Source organism: Halomonas sp. MMSF_3323 (genome assembly GCF_030733595.1).
Lineage (GTDB): Bacteria > Pseudomonadota > Gammaproteobacteria > Pseudomonadales > Halomonadaceae > Halomonas > Halomonas litopenaei.
Map to the genome: position 1 here is coordinate 1 of NZ_JASHIT010000059.1, position 24,823 is coordinate 24,823.

At 62.4% G+C, this 24,823-nt stretch carries 18 protein-coding genes and 4 tRNA genes; 20 read left to right on the forward strand and 2 right to left on the reverse strand.

Annotation, left to right across the window (positions count from 1 at the left end; translation table 11 throughout):
* The first annotated feature begins 923 nt into the window (after window positions 1-923).
* Complete coding sequence (locus RBB39_RS21365) at window positions 924-1,487, forward strand: type 1 glutamine amidotransferase domain-containing protein (RefSeq protein WP_124805273.1); 564 nt, start codon at window positions 924-926, stop codon at window positions 1,485-1,487.
* 171 nt (window positions 1,488-1,658) lie between these two features.
* Here RBB39_RS21365 and nhaC read toward each other — a convergent pair whose 3' ends face one another.
* Together nhaC and RBB39_RS21375 are read right to left on the reverse strand one after the other, a co-directional pair.
* Window positions 1,659-3,152 carry a Na+/H+ antiporter NhaC gene (gene nhaC, locus RBB39_RS21370; protein WP_306169392.1) on the reverse strand — a complete coding sequence of 498 codons (1,494 nt, stop codon included), beginning with the start codon at window positions 3,150-3,152 and terminating at the stop codon, window positions 1,659-1,661.
* 21 nt (window positions 3,153-3,173) lie between these two features.
* A complete protein-coding gene (locus RBB39_RS21375; RefSeq protein WP_108133874.1) occupies window positions 3,174-4,313 on the reverse strand; it encodes a PLP-dependent aspartate aminotransferase family protein in 1,140 nt (379 codons plus the stop codon).
* 153 nt (window positions 4,314-4,466) lie between these two features.
* Here RBB39_RS21375 and RBB39_RS21380 point away from each other — a divergent pair, with 153 nt between their 5' ends.
* The 19 genes from RBB39_RS21380 (at window position 4,467) to tuf (ending at window position 24,786) form a co-directional block, all read left to right on the forward strand.
* Window positions 4,467-5,147 (forward strand): FadR/GntR family transcriptional regulator, encoded by a 681-nt coding sequence (locus tag RBB39_RS21380; RefSeq protein WP_306169393.1) that lies wholly within the window; start codon window positions 4,467-4,469, stop codon window positions 5,145-5,147.
* A 368-nt stretch (window positions 5,148-5,515) separates the two neighbouring features.
* On the forward strand, window positions 5,516-6,568 hold the full coding sequence (locus RBB39_RS21385; RefSeq protein WP_222517135.1) for a biotin--[acetyl-CoA-carboxylase] ligase: 1,053 nt from the start codon (window positions 5,516-5,518) through the stop codon (window positions 6,566-6,568).
* Window positions 6,565-7,404, forward strand: a complete 840-nt coding sequence (locus tag RBB39_RS21390) for a type III pantothenate kinase (RefSeq protein ID WP_045990874.1) — start codon at window positions 6,565-6,567, stop codon at window positions 7,402-7,404. Before RBB39_RS21385 ends, RBB39_RS21390 begins: the two co-directional genes overlap by 4 nt.
* Before the next feature lie 210 nt (window positions 7,405-7,614).
* A tRNA-Tyr gene (locus tag RBB39_RS21395) sits at window positions 7,615-7,698 on the forward strand.
* A gap of 118 nt (window positions 7,699-7,816) precedes the next feature.
* A tRNA-Gly gene (locus RBB39_RS21400) sits at window positions 7,817-7,890 on the forward strand.
* Between the two features lie 41 nt (window positions 7,891-7,931).
* Window positions 7,932-8,006, forward strand: a tRNA-Thr gene (locus tag RBB39_RS21405).
* A 143-nt stretch (window positions 8,007-8,149) separates the two neighbouring features.
* A tRNA-Trp gene (locus tag RBB39_RS21410) sits at window positions 8,150-8,225 on the forward strand.
* 72 nt (window positions 8,226-8,297) lie between these two features.
* On the forward strand, window positions 8,298-8,666 hold the full coding sequence (secE, locus tag RBB39_RS21415; protein ID WP_045990873.1) for a preprotein translocase subunit SecE: 369 nt from the start codon (window positions 8,298-8,300) through the stop codon (window positions 8,664-8,666).
* Window positions 8,667-8,674: 8 nt separating this feature from the next.
* Window positions 8,675-9,208, forward strand: coding sequence for a transcription termination/antitermination protein NusG (nusG, locus tag RBB39_RS21420; RefSeq protein ID WP_045990872.1), 534 nt, complete (start codon window positions 8,675-8,677; stop codon window positions 9,206-9,208).
* Window positions 9,209-9,349: 141 nt separating this feature from the next.
* Window positions 9,350-9,781: a 50S ribosomal protein L11 gene (rplK, locus tag RBB39_RS21425; protein ID WP_045990871.1), complete on the forward strand. Its 432-nt coding sequence runs from the start codon at window positions 9,350-9,352 to the stop codon at window positions 9,779-9,781.
* Window positions 9,782-9,783: 2 nt separating this feature from the next.
* The gene (rplA, locus tag RBB39_RS21430) at window positions 9,784-10,476 is read left to right on the forward strand and encodes a 50S ribosomal protein L1 (RefSeq protein ID WP_045990870.1); all 693 of its coding nucleotides are present in this window, start codon (window positions 9,784-9,786) and stop codon (window positions 10,474-10,476) included.
* Between the two features lie 253 nt (window positions 10,477-10,729).
* Window positions 10,730-11,233: a 50S ribosomal protein L10 gene (rplJ, locus tag RBB39_RS21435; RefSeq protein WP_045990869.1), complete on the forward strand. Its 504-nt coding sequence runs from the start codon at window positions 10,730-10,732 to the stop codon at window positions 11,231-11,233.
* A gap of 80 nt (window positions 11,234-11,313) precedes the next feature.
* Entirely contained in the window at window positions 11,314-11,688 is a 375-nt protein-coding gene (rplL, locus tag RBB39_RS21440) for a 50S ribosomal protein L7/L12 (RefSeq protein WP_045990868.1), read from the forward strand.
* 234 nt (window positions 11,689-11,922) lie between these two features.
* Window positions 11,923-16,002, forward strand: a complete 4,080-nt coding sequence (rpoB, locus tag RBB39_RS21445) for a DNA-directed RNA polymerase subunit beta (protein WP_045990867.1) — start codon at window positions 11,923-11,925, stop codon at window positions 16,000-16,002.
* An 87-nt stretch (window positions 16,003-16,089) separates the two neighbouring features.
* Entirely contained in the window at window positions 16,090-20,307 is a 4,218-nt protein-coding gene (gene rpoC / locus RBB39_RS21450) for a DNA-directed RNA polymerase subunit beta' (protein ID WP_045990866.1), read from the forward strand.
* 148 nt (window positions 20,308-20,455) lie between these two features.
* Window positions 20,456-20,830 (forward strand): 30S ribosomal protein S12, encoded by a 375-nt coding sequence (rpsL, locus tag RBB39_RS21455; protein ID WP_045990865.1) that lies wholly within the window; start codon window positions 20,456-20,458, stop codon window positions 20,828-20,830.
* 112 nt (window positions 20,831-20,942) lie between these two features.
* A complete protein-coding gene (gene rpsG, locus RBB39_RS21460; protein ID WP_023007554.1) occupies window positions 20,943-21,413 on the forward strand; it encodes a 30S ribosomal protein S7 in 471 nt (156 codons plus the stop codon).
* A gap of 30 nt (window positions 21,414-21,443) precedes the next feature.
* On the forward strand, window positions 21,444-23,564 hold the full coding sequence (gene fusA / locus RBB39_RS21465; protein ID WP_045990864.1) for an elongation factor G: 2,121 nt from the start codon (window positions 21,444-21,446) through the stop codon (window positions 23,562-23,564).
* 28 nt (window positions 23,565-23,592) lie between these two features.
* Window positions 23,593-24,786: an elongation factor Tu gene (gene tuf, locus RBB39_RS21470; RefSeq protein WP_045990863.1), complete on the forward strand. Its 1,194-nt coding sequence runs from the start codon at window positions 23,593-23,595 to the stop codon at window positions 24,784-24,786.
* The last annotated feature ends 37 nt before the right edge of the window (window positions 24,787-24,823 follow it).

Consider the following 24,823-nt stretch of genomic DNA (forward strand, 5'->3'; position numbering starts at 1 on the left):
CGCTCAGCGCCGATGGTAGTGTGGGGTCTCCCCATGCGAGAGTAGGTCATCGTCAGGCATTTATTCAGAAGAAGCCCGGTTATCGAGAGATAATCGGGCTTTTTCATATGCATGGGAAGACCCCTCTCTTTATATGTGGGGCCGCGCCGATAACCCCCTCGGCGCGGTCCGGCCGCTCGCAAGCTCGCGTCGTTCGTCCCCCCTTGCAGCTTCGCTGCAAACCCTGGGGTGACTCACCCCCATGCGACTACCCTGTCGGGAACAGGGGAGAACCGCCGCAGGCGGGCCTTGAGGAACGAAGGGCGAGTCTCGGGGATGAGACGAGTAGAAACATTGTTACCTTGGTGGCGTCATCCGGCAGTCTTCAGGGGCAGAGCGGCGCCTTGGGCGGGCGCTGTAGATCAGAAGGTCGGCCCGTCCGTCAGGTATCGATTCAAAAGAAGGCCCAATTCCGAGAGGAGTTGGGCCTTCTTTTGTGTAAAGAGTCGCACCCGCGCCACCGGTGAGCGCCATCGCCTGGACGTTTGCGTGCCGGATGCGCTGCACCCGGGACAGGGCTACCTCGATAGCCTGTTCGCCATCAGCCCCTCGCTGTGAGGGGGCGACGGCTAGCTGCCGCCGCGGATTGAGCGTTGCATCAACGACTATCAGGCACGACTTGTACAGGCCTGTCTTCCCAGTCTGTGCTGTTTGGCGGCGAGGACCAGGGCAGTGTGGGGTGGCCAGCAGCATGTCAGCTCATCGAGCAGCTAAGCCAGCGCTATCACCGGAATCTTCCACCAGAAGGGGAGAGTCGGCGACCGACAAACCTGATTTAGGCTTGTGCGATACGCGGGTTGAAGCACGGCGGCAGGACCTCCATCTTGTACAAGCACGTGACAGATAGAGTCGATTGTCTAATTTATCGATCCATGGAGGATGTCATGACGCAGCAAGTGGAAGGCAAACGTGTCGCGATTCTCGCCACCCACGGTTTCGAGGAGTCGGAGCTGGCGGTACCCAAGGCGAAGCTTCAGCAGCAGGGCATCGTGGTGCACGTGGTCTCCCCGGAGGCCAAGGGCATCAAGGCCTGGGCAGAAAACGACTGGGGTGACACCTACGACGTCGACGTGGCCTTGGATGATGTCAGCGAACATGACTATCACGCCCTGGTGTTGCCTGGCGGCCTGTTCAATCCCGACGCCCTGCGCCAGGACGAGAAGGCCTTGAGCTTCGTCAAGGCTTTCTTCCAGGCTCACAAGCCGGTGGCAGCGATCTGCCACGCCCCCTGGATCCTGATCAACGCCGGGGTGGTCGAAGGTCGCAGGCTGACCTCCTACCCGAGTGTCGAACAGGATCTGCGCAATGCAGGCGCCGACTGGGTTGACGAGCAGGTAGTGGTGGATAACGGCCTGGTGACCAGCCGTAAGCCCGATGATCTGGATATCTTCTGCCACAAGCTGGTCGAGGAAATCCACGAAGGGCGTCACGAGAAGCAGCACGCCTGACGCTGTTCGATACAGCAACCTGGCGGAACGCAACAGGCCCCCCGCGACTTGGTCGCCGGGGGCCTGTTGCGTGTCGAGGTGGTGTTGGCTGGTGATGTAGCCGAGCCAGTTCGACGGGCTAGTTTGACGGGCTGGTTCGAAGGGCTAGTTCGAAGGGCTGGTTCGACGGGCCTATTTGACGGTGGAAGAAGCGTTCATTGATGGAGTGACCGAATCGGTCTGTTCCTCGCCAGTGGGCTCGATGCGCTTTACGCCGAACCAGCCGGTCCAGGGTCCGATCATGGCAAGCAGGATCGAGAAGACGACACCCAGGTAGTTGAACAGCGCCCAGGGAGCGTAGTCCAGGGTGGCGACACCCAGGGTGCCTGCCATGTAGACGGCGGAGACGGTCCAGGGGGCCAGCGGCTCGGGAATCATGCCGCCGTCTTCCATGCTGCGCGACAGATTGAGCTGGTGCAGCCCTCGCTTGCGATATTGCTCGGCGAACAGCTCACGGGTCAAAAAGAAGGTTACGTAGCTGTTGCCGGTGGCCAGGATGATGGTGCTGCTGGCCGCCAGCGAGGCCAGGATAGTGCCGCGGGCGGAGCGCACGTAGGCCAGGCTGCGATCGAGCACGACCTTGAGGATGCCGGCTGCCTCCAGCGCCGAGGCAAAGAAGAAGGCGCACAGCGCGAACAGCACTGCTCCGTGCATGCTGTAGAGCCCGCCACGGTTCAGCAGGCTGACAAGTGCCGGGGGCAGGGTGGCGACGTCCAGGCCCGGGTTGAAGCCGGCCAGCAGGCTGACGTTGAAGCCCGAGACTGCGGCCTTGGCCACCGCCTCGGGGCTGGCACCCTGGAGCAGTATCGCCAGCAGGGCGGCGCAGGCCCAGGCCAGGAACAGTACCACCAGGGTCGGCTTCTTGCGCACCGAGCCGAACAGCACGATGGCCACTGGCAGCAGCAACAGGAGGTTCAGCTGATAGAGCCCGCCGATGGTCTCGGCGCTGGCGGCGATGGCCTCCGGGGTGCCCTCTGCCAGGTCCATGTTGAGGCCGAGTATCAGGTAGACCACAGCGGCCACCACGCTGGCGGGCAGTGAGGTGTACATCAGGTGGCGGATGTGTCGGTACAGGTCTTCGCCTACCACCATGGAAGCCATGATGGTGGTGTCCGACAGCGGCGACAGCTTGTCGCCGAAGTAGGCGCCTGAGAGCACCGCGCCGGCGGTGATCGCCAGGTTGATGTCCATGGCCGCGGCGATGCCCATGATGGCCACCCCCAGGGTCCCGGCGGAGCCCCAGGAGGTGCCGGTGAAGGTGGAGACGATGGCGGTGCCGAAGAACGCCATGACGTACAGGTAGCGGGGATCGATCAGCTCCAGGCCATGGTAGATGAAGTAGGGAATGGTGCCCGAGATCATCCAGGTGCCGATGATGATACCGATGCTGTAGAGCACCAGTAGCGCGGACAGGGCGGTGCGTACCTTGTTGCCCATGATGTCCATGACGCCTTCCCAGGTCCCGCCGTGCAGCAGACTGAACAGGGTGGCGGCGGCGCCCAGGGTGATCAGCACCAGTTCGGTGGGTAGGCCCGCCACCACGATGCCGTAGACGATGGCGAAGGCGATGGCGGTCAGCAGGATCAGGGATGGAACAAGTCCAGGTTGTCGTTGTATGGCTGGCATGGGATGTCCTCCTCGTGGTGATCAGCGTTCGAGCGCGGCGAACCCCCGCTCGAGGTCGTCGATGATGTCGTCGATGTGTTCAAGCCCGATGGCCAGGCGAATCAGCGGTTGTCCGCTGCCGTCGGGGCGCATGGGAGACAGCGCAAGACTTTCGTAGCCGCCCCAGCTGACGCCGATACGCATCAGTTCGAGGGCGTCGATGAAGTTCGCGATGCGCGAGTAGCTGGGGTGGTGAAGCGCAAGGCTGAGCAGGCCAGAATGGCCGTGCAGCTGGCGGGCGGCCCAGTCGGCGGCGGCGCCTTTGGCGAGGCTCGGGTGATGCACCGCTGCGACCTGCGGGTGGTCAGCGAGAAAACGGGCGACCGCCAAGGCGTTGCGCTGATGCTCGGCCATGCGCACCGGCAGGGTGCGTAGACCGCGCAGGATCAGTGAGGCGCTGTGGGGCGACAGGGCGGCCCCCAGCAACTGGTGACCGTTGGCGAAGAGCCTGTCGATCAGCTTGGCGTCGGCGATGACTGCGCCGCCGACCACGTCGCTGTGCCCGCCGATGTACTTCGACAGCGAGTGCACCACCATATCGATGCCGTGGGTAAGCGGCTTCTGGAACAGCGGGGTGGCCCAGGTGTTGTCGATCAGCGTGAGGATGCCGCGTTTCCGGGCGATGGCGGAGATAGCCTCGAGGTCTGCCAGCTCCATGCGCAGTGACGACGGACTCTCGATGTAGATCAGGCGGGTCTCGGGCCGCAGGTGGTCGGTCAGTTGCTGGTCACCGGCGATACCGTCGTGGCTGACGCCGTAGCGGGCCATATGGTCGAGCAACTCGACGCTCGGCCCGTAGGTCTGGTTGATGCGCAGGACGTGGTCGCCGTGCTTCAGCAGCGAGAATAGCGTGGCGGAGATGGCGCCCATGCCGGAGGCAAAGGCCTTGCAGGCCTGGCCACGTTCCAGCGCCGCCAGCTTGTCTTCCAGCAACTTGACGGTGGGATTGAGCCCTCGGCTATAGATGAAGCGTTCGCGTTCGGCCAGCTGTGCGCGGCTGAAGCTTTCGAGGTCCGGGAAGGTGAAGATGCTGGTCTGGTAGACGGGAGGTGCCACGGCGCCGTGATGATCCTGGCGCTGTTCGAAGGCGTGACTACAGATATGGCGATCCTGTGGGTCCACGGTGCGGTCTCCGCAAGCAGGGTGGATTGAGCTATCAGCCTGTCTGATAGCTAAGCTAGCACGGCCCTGCTGGCCCCACAATTGATCCAGAAGAGGTTTGCCGTTACCGTCGATCAGGCCCCTGGACGCCTTTCCTGCCTGGATGCCAACGTCATGAAACGACTCTACTTATCGGACACCGTCGCCGGAGAGATCAGCGCCTATATCGCCAAAGAGCAGTTGGCGCCGGGGGCGCGCCTACCTTCGGTGGGGGAGTGGATGGAGCGCCTGGAGGTAGGTCGATCTACCCTCCGGGAGGGCCTCAAGAAGCTCCAGGCCGAGGGCATCATCGAGGTGGTCAACGGCAAGGGGATCTTCGTCAGCGAACAGCGGACCTTTCAACTGCTGGCCAGTCTTGGCATCCACGACGCCAGGGCGCATCTGCTGGAGATGCTCGAGGTTCGCCAGGCGCTGGAGGCCCAGGCCATTCTGTTAGCCGTGCGGCACGCCGAAGAGGCCGCCTTCGAGGCCATGGCCGGCCACCTGGATGACTATCGACGTGCTCGGGCGAGGGAGGATTTCCTCGCGGTCAGCGAGGCCGACGCGGCTTTTCACCTGGCGATCTATCAGGCCTGCGGCAATCGCGTGCTGGTTGGGCTGATCCAGATGATGCACGACGAGCTGTACCTGTCCTGGGACTCGCCGGACGATCGTCATGAAGTGTTTGACGCAAGTTTTGCCCACCACGAAGACCTGCTCGAGGCCATGCGGCGGCGTGATGAGCAGGCCGCTCTGGCCGCCTTCGACAGCCTGGTCGGTGCCACGCGCAAGAGCGTCGAGGCCATGGTGTCGTGAAGACGCCGGCCTGGTGGCTGGTTCGTTGCGCCTGCAGCAATAGCGTACAGGGCGGGCTTCGCCCATCAGATCTTGCTGCTTCGATGCAGCAAGCAGCGAAGCAGTGGCCGGTCAGTAGGCGGCTGGCATTGGCGTTGTGGAGGACTTTCGAGTCCAGGCTCGGGCATTGTCCGCGTGGCTGCAATCGAGCAGAGTGGCGGACGCTTGCATGGTGCCATTTTCCTTTTGCTCGCCACCGCCCGTCGGTGCTCGTAACACCTGGAGGAGTTGCTCAGAGGCACACCCACAGGAGTGTTGCAGACGCGTGGATTTCCGGCGACAGGCGACATTCGATAGACTATGCCCTTTTCCCGTGGAAGGGGCGAGGGATGACCATTGGTGAGCTGATTCGGCTGTTGAGTGACGGCGAGTTCCACTCCGGCCAGCAGCTGGGGGAAAAGCTGGGCGTGTCGCGGGCGGCGGTGTGGAAGCAGCTGCGCAAGCTTGAGGATCTCGGCATCCCCATGGAGGCGGTCAAGGGGCAGGGGTATCGGCTAGCCGAACCCCTTGAGCTGCTCGATGGGCCCTCGGTGGTAGCCGCGTTGTCACGCGAGTCGCGTCGGCACCTCTCGCGCCTCTTCGTGGAAGACACCCTGCCCTCGAGCAACGAGTTCCTGCGCGAGCGTTTTCGTCAGGGAGCAGGGCACGCTGAGGCCTGCCTGGTCGAACAGCAGAGCGCCGGCCGTGGGCGGCGCGGGCGCACCTGGACGACCCCCTGGGGGCGCACGCTGATGTGCTCCGTGGGCTGGCGCTTCGATTCGGGTGTCGCTGCCCTGGAAGGCCTCAGCCTGGCCATCGGTGTGGTGCTGGCCCAGGTGCTGGAACGCCATGGGCTCAAGCCCGGGCTGAAGTGGCCCAACGACGTGCTGTTGCCCTTGGGTCCGCAAGGATCGGCTCAGCAAGGATTGGATGAGCAGGGAGCGACCGGGCAGGGGGCGGGTCAGCAGGGCTTTGGTAAGCTGGCCGGTATTCTGGTTGAGATGAGCGGTGACGCCGCCGGCCCCTGTGAGGTGGTGCTCGGCATGGGCATCAACGTGGATCTGCCGGAGAGCTTCCGGGCGAAGATCGATCAGCCGGTCGCTTGTGTGCATGATCAGGCTCCGGGGCTATCCCGTAACGTGCTGGCGGCCGAATTGCTGGACGGTCTGCTAGGCATGCTGGCAGGTTTCGAGGAGCAGGGGTTCGATGCCTGGCGCGACGCCTGGAACGCACGTCACGCCTTTGCCGGTTGGGACATCGAGATCATTCGAGGGGAGCAGCGCGAGCTGGCCCAGGCAGGAGACGTGGATGGCAGTGGCAATCTCTGGGTGCGCAAGGGCGTTGACGGAGAGCGGCAAGAGCGCCTGGTGGGAGGAGAGATCAGCGTGCGGGCTCGCCCATGATTCTTGATCTGGATATCGGCAATACCCTGTCCAAGTGGCGCCTGAAGGACGCTGACAGCAGCGAGATTCGCTCCAGGGGCGCGGTGTGGACCCGGGAGGAGTGGAAGCCCGGGTCGGACATTCCCGACCTCGACGTGGTCGAGACGGTGCGCATTTCCAGTGTAGCGAGGCGTTCGGTGCTGGCGCAGACCGAGTCGCTGCTCAAGGACCGGGTGCGTTCGGTGCACGTGGCGCGTTCCTGCCACGAAGCGCTGGGCGTCACCAACGGCTATCACGAGCCGGGTCGACTGGGCGTGGATCGCTGGATGGGGGTGCTGGCCGGCTATCAGCTTGCCGGTGCCAGCTGCACGGTGGACTGTGGCAGTGCCATCACTATCGACTTCGTGCTGCCAGGCGGGCGTCATCTCGGGGGGTACATCCTGCCGGGGCTGCGTCTGATGAAAGAAAGCCTGAAGCTGGGCACCCGCAACGTGGCCATCGACCCGGACAGCGAGGCAGACGAGCTGCTCGCTCCTGGGCGGCGCACGGTAGAGGCGGTCAATCACGGTATCTACATGGCCGCTGTCAGCGCGGTCAATCGGATCTACAGCGAGGTCTGTGATCGTGAAGGGGTGGCGCTACCCATGCTGGTCACCGGCGGCGATGCCAGGGTGGTGTCTCGTGGTATTCGCGTACCCCACGCGATCTGGCCGGACATGGTCTACGCCGGCCTTGAAGCGTGCTTCCCTCTGACGGCAGCAGAACGTGCCGGCAAGATGGCGGGGGCGCCGGTGCCACCCGCGCCCGTAGCGCTGGAAAAGATCCGCGCGGGCCTGGCGTTTTCGATGCTGCTGTGACCGTGGTTTTCCGGTGCGCCGTAAAAAAAGCCTATGGAAGCCTTGCGTTATCCATTCTGCTTTGACACAATGCGCCGCGTTCCGAGGTGCAGCGACCCGCGGGTTGCAGGCTGCCGTCGAGACAGGTTGTAAGAATTTTGCGTACAGCTTGATTCTTTTAAAACAACCACTTGACTTTTCGGGGCAGGGCGATAAAATACGTCGCCAGTTGGAGGGGTTCCCGAGTGGCCAAAGGGAGCAGACTGTAAATCTGCCGCGAAAGCTTCGAAGGTTCGAATCCTTCCCCCTCCACCAGATTTTGATCGACCAGAGTTGTGGTTTCTGGTTGATATGGAGCAGGCGGTCGGACGCTGCCAGGCTGGTTTGGGTTCGGTGGGCTTTGCTTCAGCAAAGAAGGTTTAGTACCGATTTTGCGGGCATAGTTCAATGGTAGAACCTCAGCCTTCCAAGCTGATGATGCGGGTTCGATCCCCGCTGCCCGCTCCAGAGTTCAGGCAATTTGAAGTAGCTGGATTGCCGAAGAGTGCGCTCATGTAGCTCAGGGGTAGAGCACACCCTTGGTAAGGGTGAGGTCGACGGTTCAAATCCGTCCATGAGCTCCATCTAAGAAAAGCGAGCCTAGGCTCGCTTTTTCTTTCTCCGCCGCGTCTGCAGGGCGGAGGGGGTTGCCAGGCGAGATCCGTTTCGCTATCATGGCGCCCGCTGTTGCAGAGGCTGCCCGCAAAGGGTGGTTTGCATCGAGTACAGGCCAGTAGCTCAATTGGCAGAGCAGCGGTCTCCAAAACCGCAGGTTGGGGGTTCGATTCCCTCCTGGCCTGCCAGTCTTCCCCAGGCTGGCAGTTTTTTATATACTTTCGTGTTTCGATTGCCGCGCCCTGAGGAGTCTCGTTTTCATGAAGCATAACGCCGAGGTGCAGGAGTCGCGCCACGACGGGCTCAAGTGGGCGGTTGTCGTCGTTCTTCTGGTGCTGGCCGTCGTTGGCAACACCTACTTTGCCGACCAGCCGCTTCTGTATCGTGTTCTGGGCGTTGTTGCCCTGTCTGTCGTTGCTGCCCTGGTCGCATTGACCACCACCAAGGGGCGTGAATTGGTGGAGCTGGCGCAGAGCGCCAGGAAGGAAATTCAACGTGTCGTCTGGCCGACGCGCCCCGAGACCATCCAGACCACCGCCATCGTGCTGGTGGCTGTGCTGGTGGTCGGGCTGCTGCTCTGGTTGATCGACACGCTGCTCAGCTGGGCGATGTCCGGCGTCATCGGTTAGGAGTCTTCATGTCCAAGCGTTGGTACGTCGTCCACGCCTACTCCGGCTTCGAGAAGCACGTCATGCGCTCGCTGATCGAGCGTGTGAAGATGCACGGCATGGAAGATCTCTTTGGTGAGATTCTGGTGCCGACCGAAGAAGTCGTCGAGATGCGTGACGGCAAGCGCCGCAAGAGTGAGCGCAAGTTCTATCCCGGCTATGTGCTGGTCGAGATGGAAATGGTCGACGAGACCTGGCACCTGGTCAACGAGACGCCCCGTGTCATGGGCTTTATCGGCGGGACCAAGGAGAAGCCGGCGGCGATCACTCAGCGCGAGGCCGACGCCATTCTCAGTCGCGTCAGGGATGGGGCCGAAAAGCCGCGTCCCAAGACCATGTTCGAGCCCGGTCAGTCGGTGCGCGTCATCGATGGCCCCTTCGCCGATTTCAACGGCGTGGTCGAAGAGGTCAACTACGACAAGAGTCGTCTGCAGGTCAGCGTGCTGATCTTCGGGCGCGCCACTCCCGTCGAGCTGGAGTTTTCCCAGGTCGAGAAGGAGTAGGTCGACAAGTTTCTTACGGTGGGTCTGCTCAGGCAGGCCCGCCGTCATGTGCTGAAAGTTTTCAGTGCGTAGGGGTCGCCTCGAGAGGCGGCCGTTTTGTCCGGGGAGCCGCAAGGCGCTACTACCCAACTGGAGTCCATCATGGCCAAGAAAGTACAGGCTTACATCAAGCTGCAGGTTGCAGCTGGTAAGGCCAACCCGAGTCCCCCCGTGGGTCCCGCGCTGGGTCAGCACGGTGTCAACATCATGGAATTCTGCAAGGCGTTCAACGCCGAGACGCAGAACATCGAGCCGGGTCTCCCGACTCCCGTGGTCATCACCGTCTACTCCGACCGCAGCTTCACCTTCGTCACCAAGACACCGCCCGCCGCGGTGCTGCTGAAGAAGGCCGCTGGCATCAAGTCCGGCTCTGGTGAGCCGAACAAGAAGAAGGTCGGTACCGTGACCCGCGAGCAGCTCGAAGAGATCGCCAAGACCAAGGAGCCGGACATGACGGCTGCCGATCTCGACGCCGCGGTGCGTACCATTGCCGGTAGCGCCCGCAGCATGGGCCTCAACGTGGAGGGTCTCTGATCATGGCAAAGCTTACCAAGCGCGCAAAGCAGATTCGCGACAAGGTTGACGCCACCAAGGTCTACTCCATCGACGAGGCCGTGGCTCTGCTCTCCGAGCTGTCCACCGTCAAGTTCAAGGAGTCGCTGGACGTCGCCATCAACCTGGGCGTCGATCCGCGTAAATCCGACCAGGTGGTTCGCGGTGCGACCGTGATGCCCAACGGTACCGGCAAGGACGTGCGCGTTGCCGTCTTTACCCAGGGTGCCAACGAAGAAGCCGCCAAGGAAGCCGGTGCCGACATCGTCGGTATGGACGACCTGGCCGAGCAGGTCAAGAAAGGCCAGCTCGACTTCGACGTGGTCATTGCCTCGCCGGACGCCATGCGTGTCGTCGGCCAGCTGGGTCAGATCCTGGGTCCGCGTGGCCTGATGCCGAACCCCAAGGTCGGCACCGTGACCCCCGACGTCGCTACCGCCGTCAAGAACGCCAAGGCCGGTCAGGTGCGTTTCCGTACCGACAAGAACGGCATCATCCACACCACCCTGGGCAAGGTCGATTTCGAAGCCGACGCCATCAAGGGCAACCTGGATGCGCTGCTCGCCGACCTGAAGAAGCTCAAGCCGAGCACTTCCAAGGGCGTGTACTTCAAGAAGATGACCCTGTCCACCACCATGGGCCCGGGTCTGACCGTCGATCACTCCGCGCTGGTGTGATGCGACACAACAGGCAAGACACTTTGCGGTCCCCGTGCCGGGTGATTCACCCGGCCGGCGGGGCACCGTCAAAGACCGCAGGCGCCGCCGCCTGACCTTCGGGTCTGCCGGCGGCTTAATCGCCCCCGGGCACCTGCGCAGATGGTGTTGCCGCCAGGCATCTGGTGAGCACCATCATTGAAGCCCCTCTTCTACGGAAGGGGAGATGGTAACCATCGGAGCCCTCGGGTTCCGGCACGAAGGAGTGATCACAGTGGCACTAGCACTCGAAGGCAAGAAGGCAATTGTTGCCGAGGTCAGTGAAGTCGCCAAGGATGCACTCTCCGTCGTAGTTGCCGACTCTCGCGGCGTCGCGGTCCACAAGATGACCGAACTGCGTAAGCAGGCTCGCGAGAATGGCGTCCAGGTGCGTGTTGTGCGCAACACCCTGGCACGCCGCGCCCTGACCGGTACTCCCTGGGAGTGCCTGTCAGAGACCTTCGTTGGTCCGACTCTGCTGGCCTTCTCCAACGAACATCCGGGCGCTGCCGCTCGTCTGTTCAAGGAGTTCGCCAAGGATGAGAAGAACTTCGAAGTCAAGGCGCTGGCCTATGAAGGTGAGCTGATCCCGGCAAGCGATATCGACCGTCTGGCGACCCTGCCGACCTACGATGAGGCGATCGCCAAGCTGATGTCCGTCATGAAGGAAGCTTCTGCCGGCAAGCTGGTTCGTACTCTCGCTGCGCTGCGCGACCAGAAGCAGGAAGAAGCCGCTTAAGGCGTCGTCCTGTCGACCGACCACGATCCATTTCGCGTTCTCGGGTGACCGAGACGCCCGCAAAGTTAGGAATCTAGACAATGGCACTGACCAAAGAAGATATCATCAACGCCGTCTCCGACATGTCCGTCATGGAAGTCGTCGAGCTGATCGAAGCCATGGAAGAGAAGTTCGGCGTTAGCGCCGCTGCTGCTGTCGTGGCTGGCCCGGGCGCTGGTGGCGAAGCCGCCGCTGCCGAAGAGCAGACCGAGTTCGACCTGGTGCTGACCTCCGCTGGCGACAAGAAGGTCAACGTCATCAAGGCCGTCCGCGAGATCACTGGTCTCGGCCTGAAGGAAGCCAAGGGTGCCGTCGACGGCGCGCCGGCGACCATCAAGGAAGCCCTGAGCAAGGACGACGCGGAAGAAGCCAAGAAGAAGCTGGAAGAAGCCGGCGCGTCCGTGGAGCTCAAGTAATCCTTGTGCCCATGGCTTTACGCGCTGCGTAAGCTTCCACGGCTGGTGGCGGGACGCCCGCTACCGGCCTTTTTCTGTTGTCACTAGCTGCCTGCCCCCAAGGGCCTGTAGCTTGCAGAATTCCGACGGCGAGTCACTCATCCGAGGACTTGCCGTCAGCGCCTGACGGAGACCGTCCGTCGGGTGGCGCCGACACGCATCGGTCACCCATGGTGAACAAGCTGGGGAATACAGATGGCTTACTCATACACTGAGAAAAAACGCATCCGCAAGGATTTCGGCAAACTGCCCCAAGTGATGGATGTGCCTTACCTGCTGGCCATCCAGCTTGATTCCTACTACGACTTTCTCCAGCAGGACCGCTCTCCCGAAGAGCGTATGGAAGTCGGCCTGCACGCCGCCTTCAGGTCCGTGTTCCCGATCGAGAGCTTCTCCGGCAACGCTGCGCTCGAGTACGTCAGCTATCGTTTCGGCACTCCGGCCTTCGACGTCAAGGAATGCCAGCTGCGCGGCGTCACCTACTCCGCTCCTCTGCGTGTCAAGGTTCGCCTGATCATCTACGACAAGGAGTCGTCGAACAAGGCCATCAAGGACATCAAGGAGCAGGAAGTCTACATGGGGGAAATCCCCCTGATGACCGAGAACGGTACCTTCGTGGTGAACGGTACCGAGCGCGTCATCGTGTCTCAGCTTCACCGTAGTCCCGGCGTGTTCTTCGATCACGACAAGGGCAAGAGCCACAGCTCCGGTAAGCTTCTGTACTCCGCTCGCGTGATTCCTTACCGCGGCTCCTGGCTGGACTTCGAGTTCGACCCGAAGGACAACGTCTTCGTGCGGATCGACCGTCGTCGCAAACTGCCGGCGTCCGTGCTGCTGCGCGCGCTGGGCATGAGCGCCGAGGAGATCCTCGACGAGTTCTTCGACACCAGCACCTTCCACATCGAGAAGTCCGGCTTCTCGGTGGAGCTGGTGCCGTCTCGCCTGCGTGGCGAGACCGCGACCTTTGACATCAAGGGCGCCGACGGTGAGGTCATCGTCGAAGAGGGTCGTCGTGTCACCCAGAAGCATATCCGCCAGCTGGAGAAGGCGGGTCTCGAGCGTCTGGAAGTGCCGATGGATTACCTGTTCGGCAAGACCCTGGCCAAGGACCAGATCAACCCTGCCACCGGCGAGCTGATCTGCCCCTGCAACTCCGAGATCACCCCGGAGCTGCTCGAGGCCCTCGGTCAGGCCGGCATCACCACCATCGAGACGCTCTACACCAACGATCTGGACTGCGGTCCCTTCGTCTCCGACACCCTCAAGCTGGACACCACCGGTTCCCAGCTCGAGGCGCTGGTCGAGATCTACCGCATGATGCGCCCCGGCGAGCCGCCCACCAAGGAAGCCGCCGAGACGCTGTTCAACAACCTGTTCTTCAGCGAAGACCGCTATGACCTGTCCGGCGTCGGCCGGATGAAGTTCAACCGTCGTCTGCGTCGTGATTCCGACACCGGTTCCGGTGTGCTGGATCGTACCGACATCCTCGACGTGCTGCGCGAGCTGATCAACATCCGTAACGGCTTTGGCGATGTCGACGACATCGACCACCTGGGCAACCGTCGCATTCGCTGCGTCGGCGAAATGGCAGAAAACCAGTTCCGTGTCGGCCTGGTGCGTGTCGAGCGCGCGGTCAAGGAACGTCTGTCCATGGCCGAGAGCGAAGGCCTGATGCCTCAGGACCTGATCAATGCCAAGCCGGTGGCCGCTGCGGTGAAGGAGTTCTTTGGCTCCTCTCAGCTGTCCCAGTTCATGGACCAGAACAACCCGCTGTCCGAGGTGACCCACAAGCGTCGTGTGTCTGCTCTCGGCCCGGGTGGTCTGACCCGTGAGCGCGCCGGTTTCGAGGTGCGTGACGTTCACGCTACCCACTACGGCCGTCTTTGCCCGATCGAGACGCCGGAAGGTCCGAACATCGGCCTGATCAACTCGCTGGCGACCTACAGCCACACCAACAGCTACGGCTTCCTCGAGACGCCGTACCGTAAGGTCGTGGATGGCGTGGTCACCGACGAGGTGGTGCACCTGTCGGCCATCGAGGAAGGTGACTTCGTCATCGCCCAGGCCTCGGCCACCGTCAACGCCGACAAGAAGCTGGTCGACGATCTGGTCCAGGTGCGTCATCGCGGCGAGACCACCTTCATGCGTCCCGAACAGGTGACGCTGATGGACGTGTCTCCGCGCCAGGTGGTGTCCGTCGCCGCCGCACTGATTCCGTTCCTCGAGCACGATGACGCCAACCGCGCCCTGATGGGTGCCAACATGCAGCGTCAGGCGGTGCCGACTCTGCGTGCCGACAAGCCGCTGGTCGGTACCGGCATGGAGCGCTTCGTCGCCCGTGACTCCGGTGTCTGTGCCGTGGCCCGTCGTGGCGGCGTGATCGACTCGGTCGACGCCAAGCGCATCGTGGTGCGGGTCAACGAAGACGAGATCATCGGCGGTGAGGCCGGTGTCGACATCTACAACCTGACCAAGTACCTGCGTTCGAACCAGAACACCTGCCAGAACCAGCGTCCGATCGTTCGCCCCGGCGACAACGTCGCGCGTGGTGACATCCTGGCCGACGGTCCGTCCGTCGACATGGGTGACCTGGCGCTTGGTCAGAACATGCGCATCGCCTTCATGCCGTGGAACGGTTACAACTTCGAGGACTCCATCCTGCTGTCCGAGCGGGTGGTCCAGGAAGACCGTTTCACTACCATCCACATCCAGGAACTGACCTGTGTGTCCCGTGACACCAAGCTGGGGCCGGAGGAGATCACCTCCGATATTCCCAACGTCGGTGAATCGGCACTGGGCAAGCTGGATGAGGCCGGTGTGGTGTACATCGGTGCCGAGGTCGGTGCCGGCGACATTCTGGTCGGCAAGGTCACGCCCAAGGGCGAGACCCAGCTGACCCCGGAAGAGAAGCTGCTGCGTGCGATCTTCGGTGAGAAGGCGTCCGACGTGAAGGACACCTCCCTGCGTGCCCCCACCGGCATGAAGGGCACCGTCATCGACGTTCAGGTGTTCACCCGCGACGGCGTCGAGAAGGACTCGCGCGCTCTGTCCATCGAGCAGATGCAGCTGGACGAGGTGCGCAAGGACCTGCAAGAGACCTACCGCATCGCCGAGGACGCCACCTTCGAGCGTCTCAAGCGCACCCTGTCCGGTCAGCCGGTCAACGGTGGTCCGCGCCTGTCCAAGGATGACGTGCTGTCCGAGGACTATCTCGAGGAGCTGCCGCGTCAGCAGTGGTTCAAGCTGCGCATGCAGGACGAGAAGCTCAATGAACTGCTGGCTCAGGCCGACGAGCAGCTCGAGAACCGTCGCAAGGAAATGGACGAGCGTTTCGAAGACAAGAAGCGCAAGCTCACCCAGGGCGACGACCTGGCGCCGGGCGTGCTCAAGATCGTCAAGGTCTACCTGGCGATCAAGCGTCGCCTGCAGCCGGGTGACAAGATGGCCGGCCGTCACGGTAACAAGGGTGTCATCTCGGCCATCATGCCGATCGAGGACATGCCGTTCGACGACAACGGTGAGCCCATCGACGTGGTGCTGAACCCGCTGGGTGTACCGTCGCGGATGAACGTCGGTCAGATCCTCGAGACCCACCTGGGCATGGCGGCCCGCGGTCTCGGCGTGAAGATCGAGCACATGCTGCGTGACGCCCGCGAGCAGCAGCTCGCTCAGCTGCGCGAGTTCCTCGGTGAGGTTTACAACTCCACCCAGGGTACCCGCGTCGAGGAGATCGAGTCGCTGTCCGATGACGAGATCATCGCGCTGGCCAAGAACCTGAAGAAGGGCGTGCCGATGGCGACGCCGGTGTTCGACGGTGCCAAGGAGCACGAGATCAAGCACCTGCTGAAGCTGGCCGATCTGCCGGATTCCGGCCAGATGACCCTGTACGACGGGCGTACCGGCGAGTCGTTCGATCGTCCGGTGACGGTGGGCTACATGTACATGCTGAAGCTCAACCACCTGGTCGACGACAAGATGCACGCGCGTTCCACCGGCTCCTACTCGCTGGTCACCCAGCAGCCGCTGGGCGGCAAGGCGCAGTTCGGTGGTCAGCGCTTTGGTGAGATGGAGGTCTGGGCCCTGGAGGCCTACGGCGCCGCTTACACTCTGCAGGAAATGCTCACGGTCAAGTCCGATGACGTGGAAGGTCGTACCAAGATGTACAAGAGCATCGTGGATGGCGATCACACCATGCAGGCGGGCATGCCGGAATCCTTCAACGTATTGGTGAAGGAAATCCGCTCGCTGGGCATCGATATCGAACTGGAGAGCTGAGGCGGCCCGAAAGGCGCTTCAATGAATGACGGTCCGCGGGGAGCAATAGCTCCCCGCCCATGACAACTCCGCAACGGAGCCGACCTAATGAAAGATTTGGTGAAAGTCCTCAAATCGCAGTCACAGTCCGACGAGTTCGACGCGATCAAGATCACGCTCGCGTCGCCGGACATGATCCGCTCCTGGTCCTTTGGCGAGGTCAAGAAGCCGGAGACCATCAACTACCGGACTTTCAAGCCCGAGCGTGATGGCCTGTTCTGCGCCAAGATCTTCGGTCCGGTGAAGGACTACGAGTGCCTGTGCGGCAAGTACAAGCGCATGAAGCACCGCGGCATCATCTGCGAAAAGTGCGGCGTCGAAGTCACCAAGGCCGCCGTGCGCCGCGAGCGCATGGGGCACATCGAGCTGGCTAGCCCGGTCGCCCACATCTGGTTTCTGAAGTCGCTGCCGTCTCGCATCGGCATGCTGATGGACATGACCCTGCGCGACATCGAGCGCGTGCTCTATTTCGAGAGCTTCATGGTCGTCGATCCCGGCATGACCACCCTCGAGCGTGGCCAGCTGCTCAACGACGAGCAGTACTTTGAGGCCCTCGAGGAGTTCGGCGATGACTTCGACGCCCGTATGGGTGCCGAGGCCGTCCAGGCGATGCTCAAGGATATCGATCTCGAGGAAGAGATCGAGCGTCTGCGCGAAGAGATCCCGCAGACCAACTCCGAGACCAAGATCAAGAAGCTGTCCAAGCGTCTGAAGCTGCTCGAAGCCTTCCAGGGCTCCGGCAACGATCCTGCGTGGATGGTGATGGAAGTGCTGCCCGTGCTGCCGCCGGACCTGCGTCCGCTGGTACCGCTGGATGGCGGCCGCTTCGCGACCTCGGATCTCAACGATCTGTACCGTCGCGTGATCAACCGCAACAACCGCTTGAAGCGTCTGCTCGACCTCAACGCGCCGGACATCATCGTGCGCAACGAGAAGCGCATGCTGCAGGAGTCCGTCGATGCGCTGCTCGACAACGGTCGTCGCGGTCGCGCCATCACCGGCTCCAACAAGCGTCCGTTGAAGTCGCTGGCCGACATGATCAAGGGCAAGCAGGGGCGTTTCCGTCAGAACCTGCTGGGCAAGCGCGTCGACTACTCCGGCCGCTCGGTCATCACCGTGGGCCCGACCCTGCGTCTGCACCAGTGCGGTCTGCCCAAGAAGATGGCGCTTGAGCTGTTCAAGCCGTTCATCTACTCCAAGCTGCAGGCCAGCGGCCAGGCGTCCACCATCAAGGCCGCCAAGAAGATGGTCGAGCGCGAGCTGCCGGAGGTGTGGGACATCCTCGCCGACGTCATCCGCGAGCACCCGGTGCTTTTGAACCGCGCCCCGACCCTGCACCGTCTCGGTATCCAGGCGTTCGAGCCGCTGTTGATCGAAGGCAAGGCGATCCAGCTGCACCCGCTGGTGTGTGCCGCCTACAACGCCGACTTCGACGGTGACCAGATGGCCGTGCACGTGCCGCTGACGCTGGAAGCCCAGCTCGAAGCGCGCGCGCTGATGATGGCCACCAACAACGTGCTGTCACCGGCCAACGGCGAGCCGATCATCGTGCCGTCCCAGGACGTGGTGCTGGGTCTGTACTACATGACCCGCGAGCGCATCAACGCCAAGGGCGAGGGCATGGTGTTCTCCGACCTCAACGAGGTCGAGCGCGCCTTCGGCACCCAGAACGTGTCGCTGCACGCCCGCGTCAAGGTGCGCCTGGACGAGGTCGACATCGACGAAGAGACCGGCGAGCGCTCCGAGCACCGCCGTCTGCGTGACACCACCGTCGGCCGTGCGCTGCTGTTCCGCATCCTGCCGCAAGGGGTGCCCTTCGATCTGGTCGACCAGGCCATGAAGAAGAAGGCCATCTCCAAGCTGATCAACGAAGTGTATCGTCGCGCCGGTCTCAAGGCCGCGGTCATCTTCGCCGACCAGTTGATGTACACCGGCTTCCGTCTGGCCACCTGGTCCGGCGCCTCCATCGGCGTCAACGACTTCGTCATCCCGGACGCCAAGGCCGAGATCGTCGAGGCGGCCGAGGAAGAGGTCAAGGAAATCGAGGACCAGTTCTCCTCCGGTCTGGTGACCGCGGGTGAGAAGTACAACAAGGTCATCGATATCTGGGCGCGTGCCAACGACCAGGTCGCCAAGGCGATGATGGCGGGCATCTCCAAGGAGACCGTGATCGACCGCGAAGGCAAGGAAGTCGAACAGGACTCCTTCAACAGCGTGTTCATCATGGCCGACTCCGGTGCCCGTGGTAGCGCCGCCCAGATCCGCCAGCTGGCGGGTATGCGTGGTCTGATGGCCAAGCCGGATGGCTCGATCATCGAGACCCCGATCGTCGCCAACTTCCGTGAAGGTCTGAACGTACTCCAGTACTTCATCTCGACCCACGGTGCGCGTAAGGGTCTGGCGGATACCGCTCTGAAGACCGCCAACTCTGGTTACCTGACCCGTCGTCTGGTCGACGTCGCCCAGGACGTGGTCATCACCGAGGTCGACTGTGGCACCGAGCGTGGCCTGACCCTGCACCCGGTCATCGAAGGCGGCGACATCATCGTCTCGCTGGCCCAGCGTGTACTCGGCCGAGTGGTCGCTCAGGACGTCATCGACCCGAGCACCGACGAAGTGCTGATTCCGCGTGGCACCCTGCTGGACGAGGCCTGGTGCGAGCAACTCGACACCATGGGCGTCGACGAGATCATCGTGCGCAGCACCATCACCTGTGAAACCAGTCACGGTGTGTGTTCGTCCTGTTACGGGCGCGATCTGGCCCGCGGCCACCAGGTCAACATCGGTGAGTCGGCCGGCGTCATCGCCGCCCAGTCCATCGGTGAGCCGGGTACCCAGCTGACCATGCGTACCTTCCACATCGGTGGTGCCGCCTCGCGGGCTTCTGCGGTGGACAGCGTCCAGGTCAAGCATGGCGGCAAGGTGCGCCTGCACAACATCAAGTACGTGGAACGCGCCGACGGCAAGCTGGTCGTGGTGTCGCGCTCCAGCGCCCTGGCGGTGGCCGACGAGCATGGCCGCGAGCGTGAGTACTACAAGCTGCCTTACGGTGCCGAGCTTTCGGTGCGTGACGGTGATGCGGTCGATCCCGGCCAGGCCGTGGCCAAGTGGGATCCGCACACCCACCCGATCGTCGCCGAAGCGGAAGGCCAGGTGCACTACGTCGACATGGACGAAGGCCTGACCATGCACCGCAGCGTCGACGAGATGACCGGTCTGTCCTCGATCGAGATCATCGAGTCCGCGGCGCGGCCGATGGCCGGTCGCGACAAGCGCCCGATGATCATGCTCAACGACGCCGCCGGCAAGCCGGTGACCGTCTCCGGCAGCGACACTCCGGTGCAGTACCCGCTGCCCGGCAAGGCGATCGTCACCGTCGACAATGGCTCGTCCATCGGCATCGGTGAGATCGTCGCGCGTATCCCGGTGGAGGCGTCCGGCAACAAGGACATCACCGGTGGTCTGCCGCGCGTGGCCGACCTGTTCGAGGCGCGCAAGCCGAAGGAGCCGTCCATCCTGGCCGAGATCAGCGGTGTGATCAGCTTCGGCAAGGAAACCAAGGGCAAGCGTCGTCTGACCATCACCCCGTCCGAAGGCGACCCCTTCGAGATGCTGATTCCCAAGTGGCGTCAGATCGCGGTGTTCGAGGGCGAGACGGTCGAGAAGGGCGAGGTGATCTCGGATGGTCCGAGCAACCCGCACGACATCCTGCGACTGCTCGGCATCGCCGAGCTGGCCAAGTACATCGTGGCCGAGGTACAGGACGTCTATCGTCTGCAGGGCGTTGGCATCAACGACAAGCACATCGAAGTGATCGTGCGTCAGATGCTGCGCAAGGTCGAGATCACCGACGCCGGTGACTCCGACTTCATTCCGGGTGATCAGGTCGAGCTGGTCCGTGTGCTGGAGCAGAATGCCGTGCTCCAGGCCAATGACAAGTTCCCGGCCAAGTACCAGCGCCTGCTGCTGGGTATCACCAAGGCCAGCCTGGCCACCGAGTCGTTCATCTCTGCGGCCTCCTTCCAGGAGACGACCCGCGTGCTGACCGAAGCGGCGGTCACCGGCAAGCGCGACTACCTGCGCGGCCTGAAGGAAAACGTGGTGGTGGGACGTCTGATCCCGGCCGGTACCGGTCTGACCCACCACGAGGAGCGTCGTCGCAAGCGTGAAGACACCGAGCGACTGCTCCAGCCGTCGGCCTACGACGTCGAGCAGGAGCTGGGCGCCCAGCTCACCGCGCTGGACTCGGACGACGACGAGATCTGATGTCGGCAAAAAGCCTGGAGCCTTTGCGGCTCCGGGCTTGACGCGCCTTGGCATCAGCCAGTAGAATGCGCAGCCTTTAACAGTGGGGTGGGTGTATCCGCGCCACTGTGAAAAGGCTTAGGCAACCCATTGGAGTCAGCTAACAGCTATGGCAACGATTAATCAGCTCGTGCGCAAGCCGCGCAAGCGTCAGGCCGCGAAGACCGACGTGCCTGCGCTTCAGGCCTGCCCGCAGAAGCGCGGCGTCTGCACCCGCGTCTACACCACCACCCCGAAGAAGCCGAACTCCGCACTGCGGAAGGTCTGCCGTGTGCGCCTGACCAACGGCTACGAGGTGTCCTCTTACATCGGCGGTGAAGGCCACAACCTCCAGGAGCACTCTGTGGTCCTGATTCGTGGCGGTCGAGTAAAGGACCTTCCGGGTGTGCGTTATCACACCGTTCGCGGCGCTCTCGACACCTCCGGTGTCCAGAACCGTCGTCAGGGCCGTTCCAAGTACGGCACCAAGCGTCCGAAGTCCTAAGGGCTGCGTCGCTTTCCATTACCAAGTTTGACCCGGTCTGATAAGAGTAAGGTCGAGCCGCCAAGCGCGAGTCTCGGGTTTACCTGAAGGACCCTTCAACCGAGGGCTTATCATGCCTAGAAGAAGAGTTGCGGCCAAGCGCGAGATTCTGCCGGATCCCAAGTTCGGATCCGAGCGTCTGGCCAAGTTCATGAACCACCTGATGATCAGCGGCAAGAAGTCCGTAGCTGAGCGTATCGTCTATGGTGCGCTGGACAGGGTTGCCGAGCGTTCCAATGAAGAGCCGCTGGAAATCTTCGACAAGGCGCTGGAAACCATCCAGCCCATGGTCGAGGTGAAGTCTCGCCGCGTCGGCGGTGCGACCTATCAGGTGCCGGTCGAAGTCCGTCCGTCCCGCCGCCAGGCGCTTGCCATGCGCTGGCTGGTGGACGCCGCTCGCCGTCGTGGCGAGAAGACCATGGTGCAGCGTCTGGCTGGCGAAATGCTGGATGCAGCCGAAGGCAAGGGTTCGGCAGTCAAGAAGCGTGAAGACGTGCATCGCATGGCAGAAGCCAACAAGGCCTTCTCTCACTACCGCTTCTAAAGCGCATCGCCAACCAACGGGAGTTACATCGTGGCTCGCAAGACTCCGCTTAAGCGTTACCGCAATATCGGTATCGTGGCCCACGTCGACGCCGGTAAGACGACTACTACCGAGCGTGTCCTGTTCTACACCGGTCTGTCCCACAAGGTCGGTGAGGTCCATGAGGGCGCCGCCACCATGGACTGGATGGAGCAGGAGCAGGAGCGTGGTATCACCATCACCTCCGCGGCGACCACCTGCTTCTGGCAGGGCATGAACAAGCAGTTCGATGAGCACCGCATCAACATCATCGACACCCCTGGACACGTTGACTTCACCATCGAAGTCGAACGTTCCCTGCGTGTGCTTGACGGTGCCGTCGTCGTGCTGTGTGGCTCCTCCGGTGTGCAGCCGCAGACCGAGACCGTCTGGCGCCAGGCCAACAAGTACGAAGTTCCGCGCATGGTGTTCGTCAACAAGATGGACCGCAGCGGCGCTGACTTCTTCATGGTCGTCAACCAGCTGAAGGATCGTCTCGGCGCCAACGTCGTGCCGATCCAGATCAACTGGGGCTCCGAGGACGAGTTCAAGGGCGTCATCGACCTCATCCAGATGAAGGCCATCCTGTGGGATGAAGACAACTTCGGGATGAACTACGACCTCGTCGATATCCCGGCGGAGCTCCAGGAGACCGCCGAAGAGTATCGCGAGCAGATGGTCGAGGCCGCCGCCGAGGCGTCCGAAGAGCTGATGGACAAGTACCTCGAAGAGGGCGAGCTGACCAACGACGAGATCAAGGCTGGTCTGCGTCGTCGTACCCTCGACAACGAGATCGTGCTGGTCACTTGTGGCTCTGCGTTCAAGAACAAGGGCGTTCAGGCTGTTCTCGATGGCGTCATCGAGTACATGCCGTCACCCACCGAGGTCAAGGCGATCGAAGGTGAGCTCGACGACAAGGACGGCACCATCGCGACCCGTGAGGCCGATGACAGTGCGCCTTTCGCCGCGCTGGCGTTCAAGATCGCGACCGACCCCTTCGTTGGCACCCTGACCTTCATCCGCGTCTACTCCGGCGTGCTGAAGTCAGGCGACAGCGTCTACAACTCCGTCAAGCAGAAGAAGGAGCGCGTCGGTCGTATCGTCCAGATGCACTCCAACTCGCGCGAGGAGATCAAGGAAGTTCTGGCCGGCGACATCGCCGCCTGTATCGGCCTGAAGGACGTGACCACCGGTGATACCCTGTGCGACCTGAACGACAAGATCGTTCTCGAGCGCATGGAGTTCCCGGATCCGGTTATCTCCGTGGCCGTGGAGCCGAAGTCCAAGGCTGACCAGGAAAAGATGGGTATTGCACTGGGCAAGCTGGCCCAGGAAGATCCGTCCTTCCAGGTCAAGACCGACGAAGAGACTGGCCAGACCATCATCTCCGGCATGGGCGAGCTTCACCTCGACATCATCGTTGACCGCATGCGTCGCGAGTTCAAGGTCGAGGCGAACATCGGCAAGCCGCAGGTGGCCTACCGTGAGACGATTCGTCAGAGCGTCGAGCAGGAAGGCAAGTTCGTTCGTCAGTCCGGTGGTCGCGGTCAGTACGGTCACGTACACCTGCGCATCGAGCCGTTGACGGCCGAAGACAAGGGCGACGACGAAGAGATGCACTTCAAGTTCGCTTCCGAGATCGTCGGCGGCGTGGTTCCGAAGGAATACGTGCCGGCCGTCGAGAAAGGGGCCTATGAGCAGCTCCAGAACGGTGTCATCGCGGGCTACCCGATGATCGACGTCAAGGTAACGCTGTTCGACGGTTCCTACCACGACGTGGACTCCAACGAGACCGCGTTCAAGGTCGCCTCTTCCATGGCGATCAAGCAAGGCGCTCCCAAGGCCAAGGCAGTTCTGCTCGAGCCGGTGATGAAGGTCGAGGTCGTGACCCCTGAAGAATTCATGGGTGACGTCATGGGCGACCTGAACCGCCGCCGGGGCCTGGTCCAGGGTATGGATGACTCTTCCTCCGGCAAGGTCATTCGCGCCACCGTGCCGCTGGCTGAGATGTTCGGTTACGCAACCGACCTGCGCTCTCAGACCCAGGGCCGCGCAAGCTACACCATGGAGTTTGCGGACTACGAAGAGGCGCCGTCCAGCGTCGTTGAAGCCGTCATCAACCAGAACGGTTAACCGTTAGCTAACGAAAGAGGTCATAGCAGTGGCTAAGGAAAAATTCGAACGTTCCAAACCGCACGTCAACGTCGGCACCATCGGTCACGTCGACCACGGCAAGACTACCCTGACGGCGGCCCTGACTCGCGTTTCTGCCGAGGTGTTCGGCGGTGACTGGCGTGAGTTCGACACCATCGACAATGCTCCGGAAGAGCGTGAGCGTGGTATCACCATCGCCACCTCTCACGTCGAGTATCAGTCCGAGGAGCGTCACTACGCTCACGTCGACTGCCCGGGACACGCTGACTACGTCAAGAACATGATCACCGGTGCTGCCCAGATGGACGGCGCTATCCTGGTCTGTTCCGCTGCTGACGGCCCCATGCCGCAGACTCGCGAGCACATCCTGCTGTCTCGTCAGGTTGGCGTTCCGTTCATCGTCGTGTTCCTGAACAAGGCCGACATGGTCGACGACGAAGAGCTGCTCGAGCTGGTCGAGATGGAAGTTCGTGAACTTCTGTCCGAGTACGACTTCCCGGGCGACGACACTCCGATCATCACCGGCTCTGCCCTGATGGCTCTGGAAGGCAAGGACGACAACGGCATGGGTACTACCGCCGTTGCAAACCTGATCAAGGCTCTGGATGCTTACATCCCCGAGCCGGAGCGTGCTGTCGACCAGCCGTTCCTGATGCCGATCGAAGACGTGTTCTCCATCTCTGGTCGCGGTACCGTTGTGACCGGTCGTGTCGAGCGCGGCATCGTCAAGCCGGGCGAAGAGATCGAGATCGTTGGTATCAAGGACACCACCAAGACTACCGTTACCGGTGTCGAGATGTTCCGTAAGCTGCTCGACGAAGGTCGTGCTGGCGAGAACGTCGGTGCCCTGCTGCGTGGTACCAAGCGTGACGAAGTCGAGCGTGGTCAGGTTCTGGCCAAGCCGGGCACCATCACTCCGCACACCCAGTTCGAGGCGGAAGTGTACGTGCTGAGCAAGGACGAGGGTGGTCGTCACACTCCGTTCTTCAAGGGCTACCGTCCGCAGTTCTACTTCCGTACCACCGACATCACCGGTACCTGTGAACTGCCGGAAGGCGTCGAGATGGTCATGCCGGGCGACAACGTCCAGATGGTCGTCAACCTGATCGCTCCGATCGCCATGGACGAAGGTCTGCGCTTCGCCATCCGCGAAGGCGGCCGTACCGTCGGCGCTGGCGTCGTGGCCAAGATCCTGGTCTAAATCAGACCGGTGATCACCGAAGGGGGCTCCGCAAGGA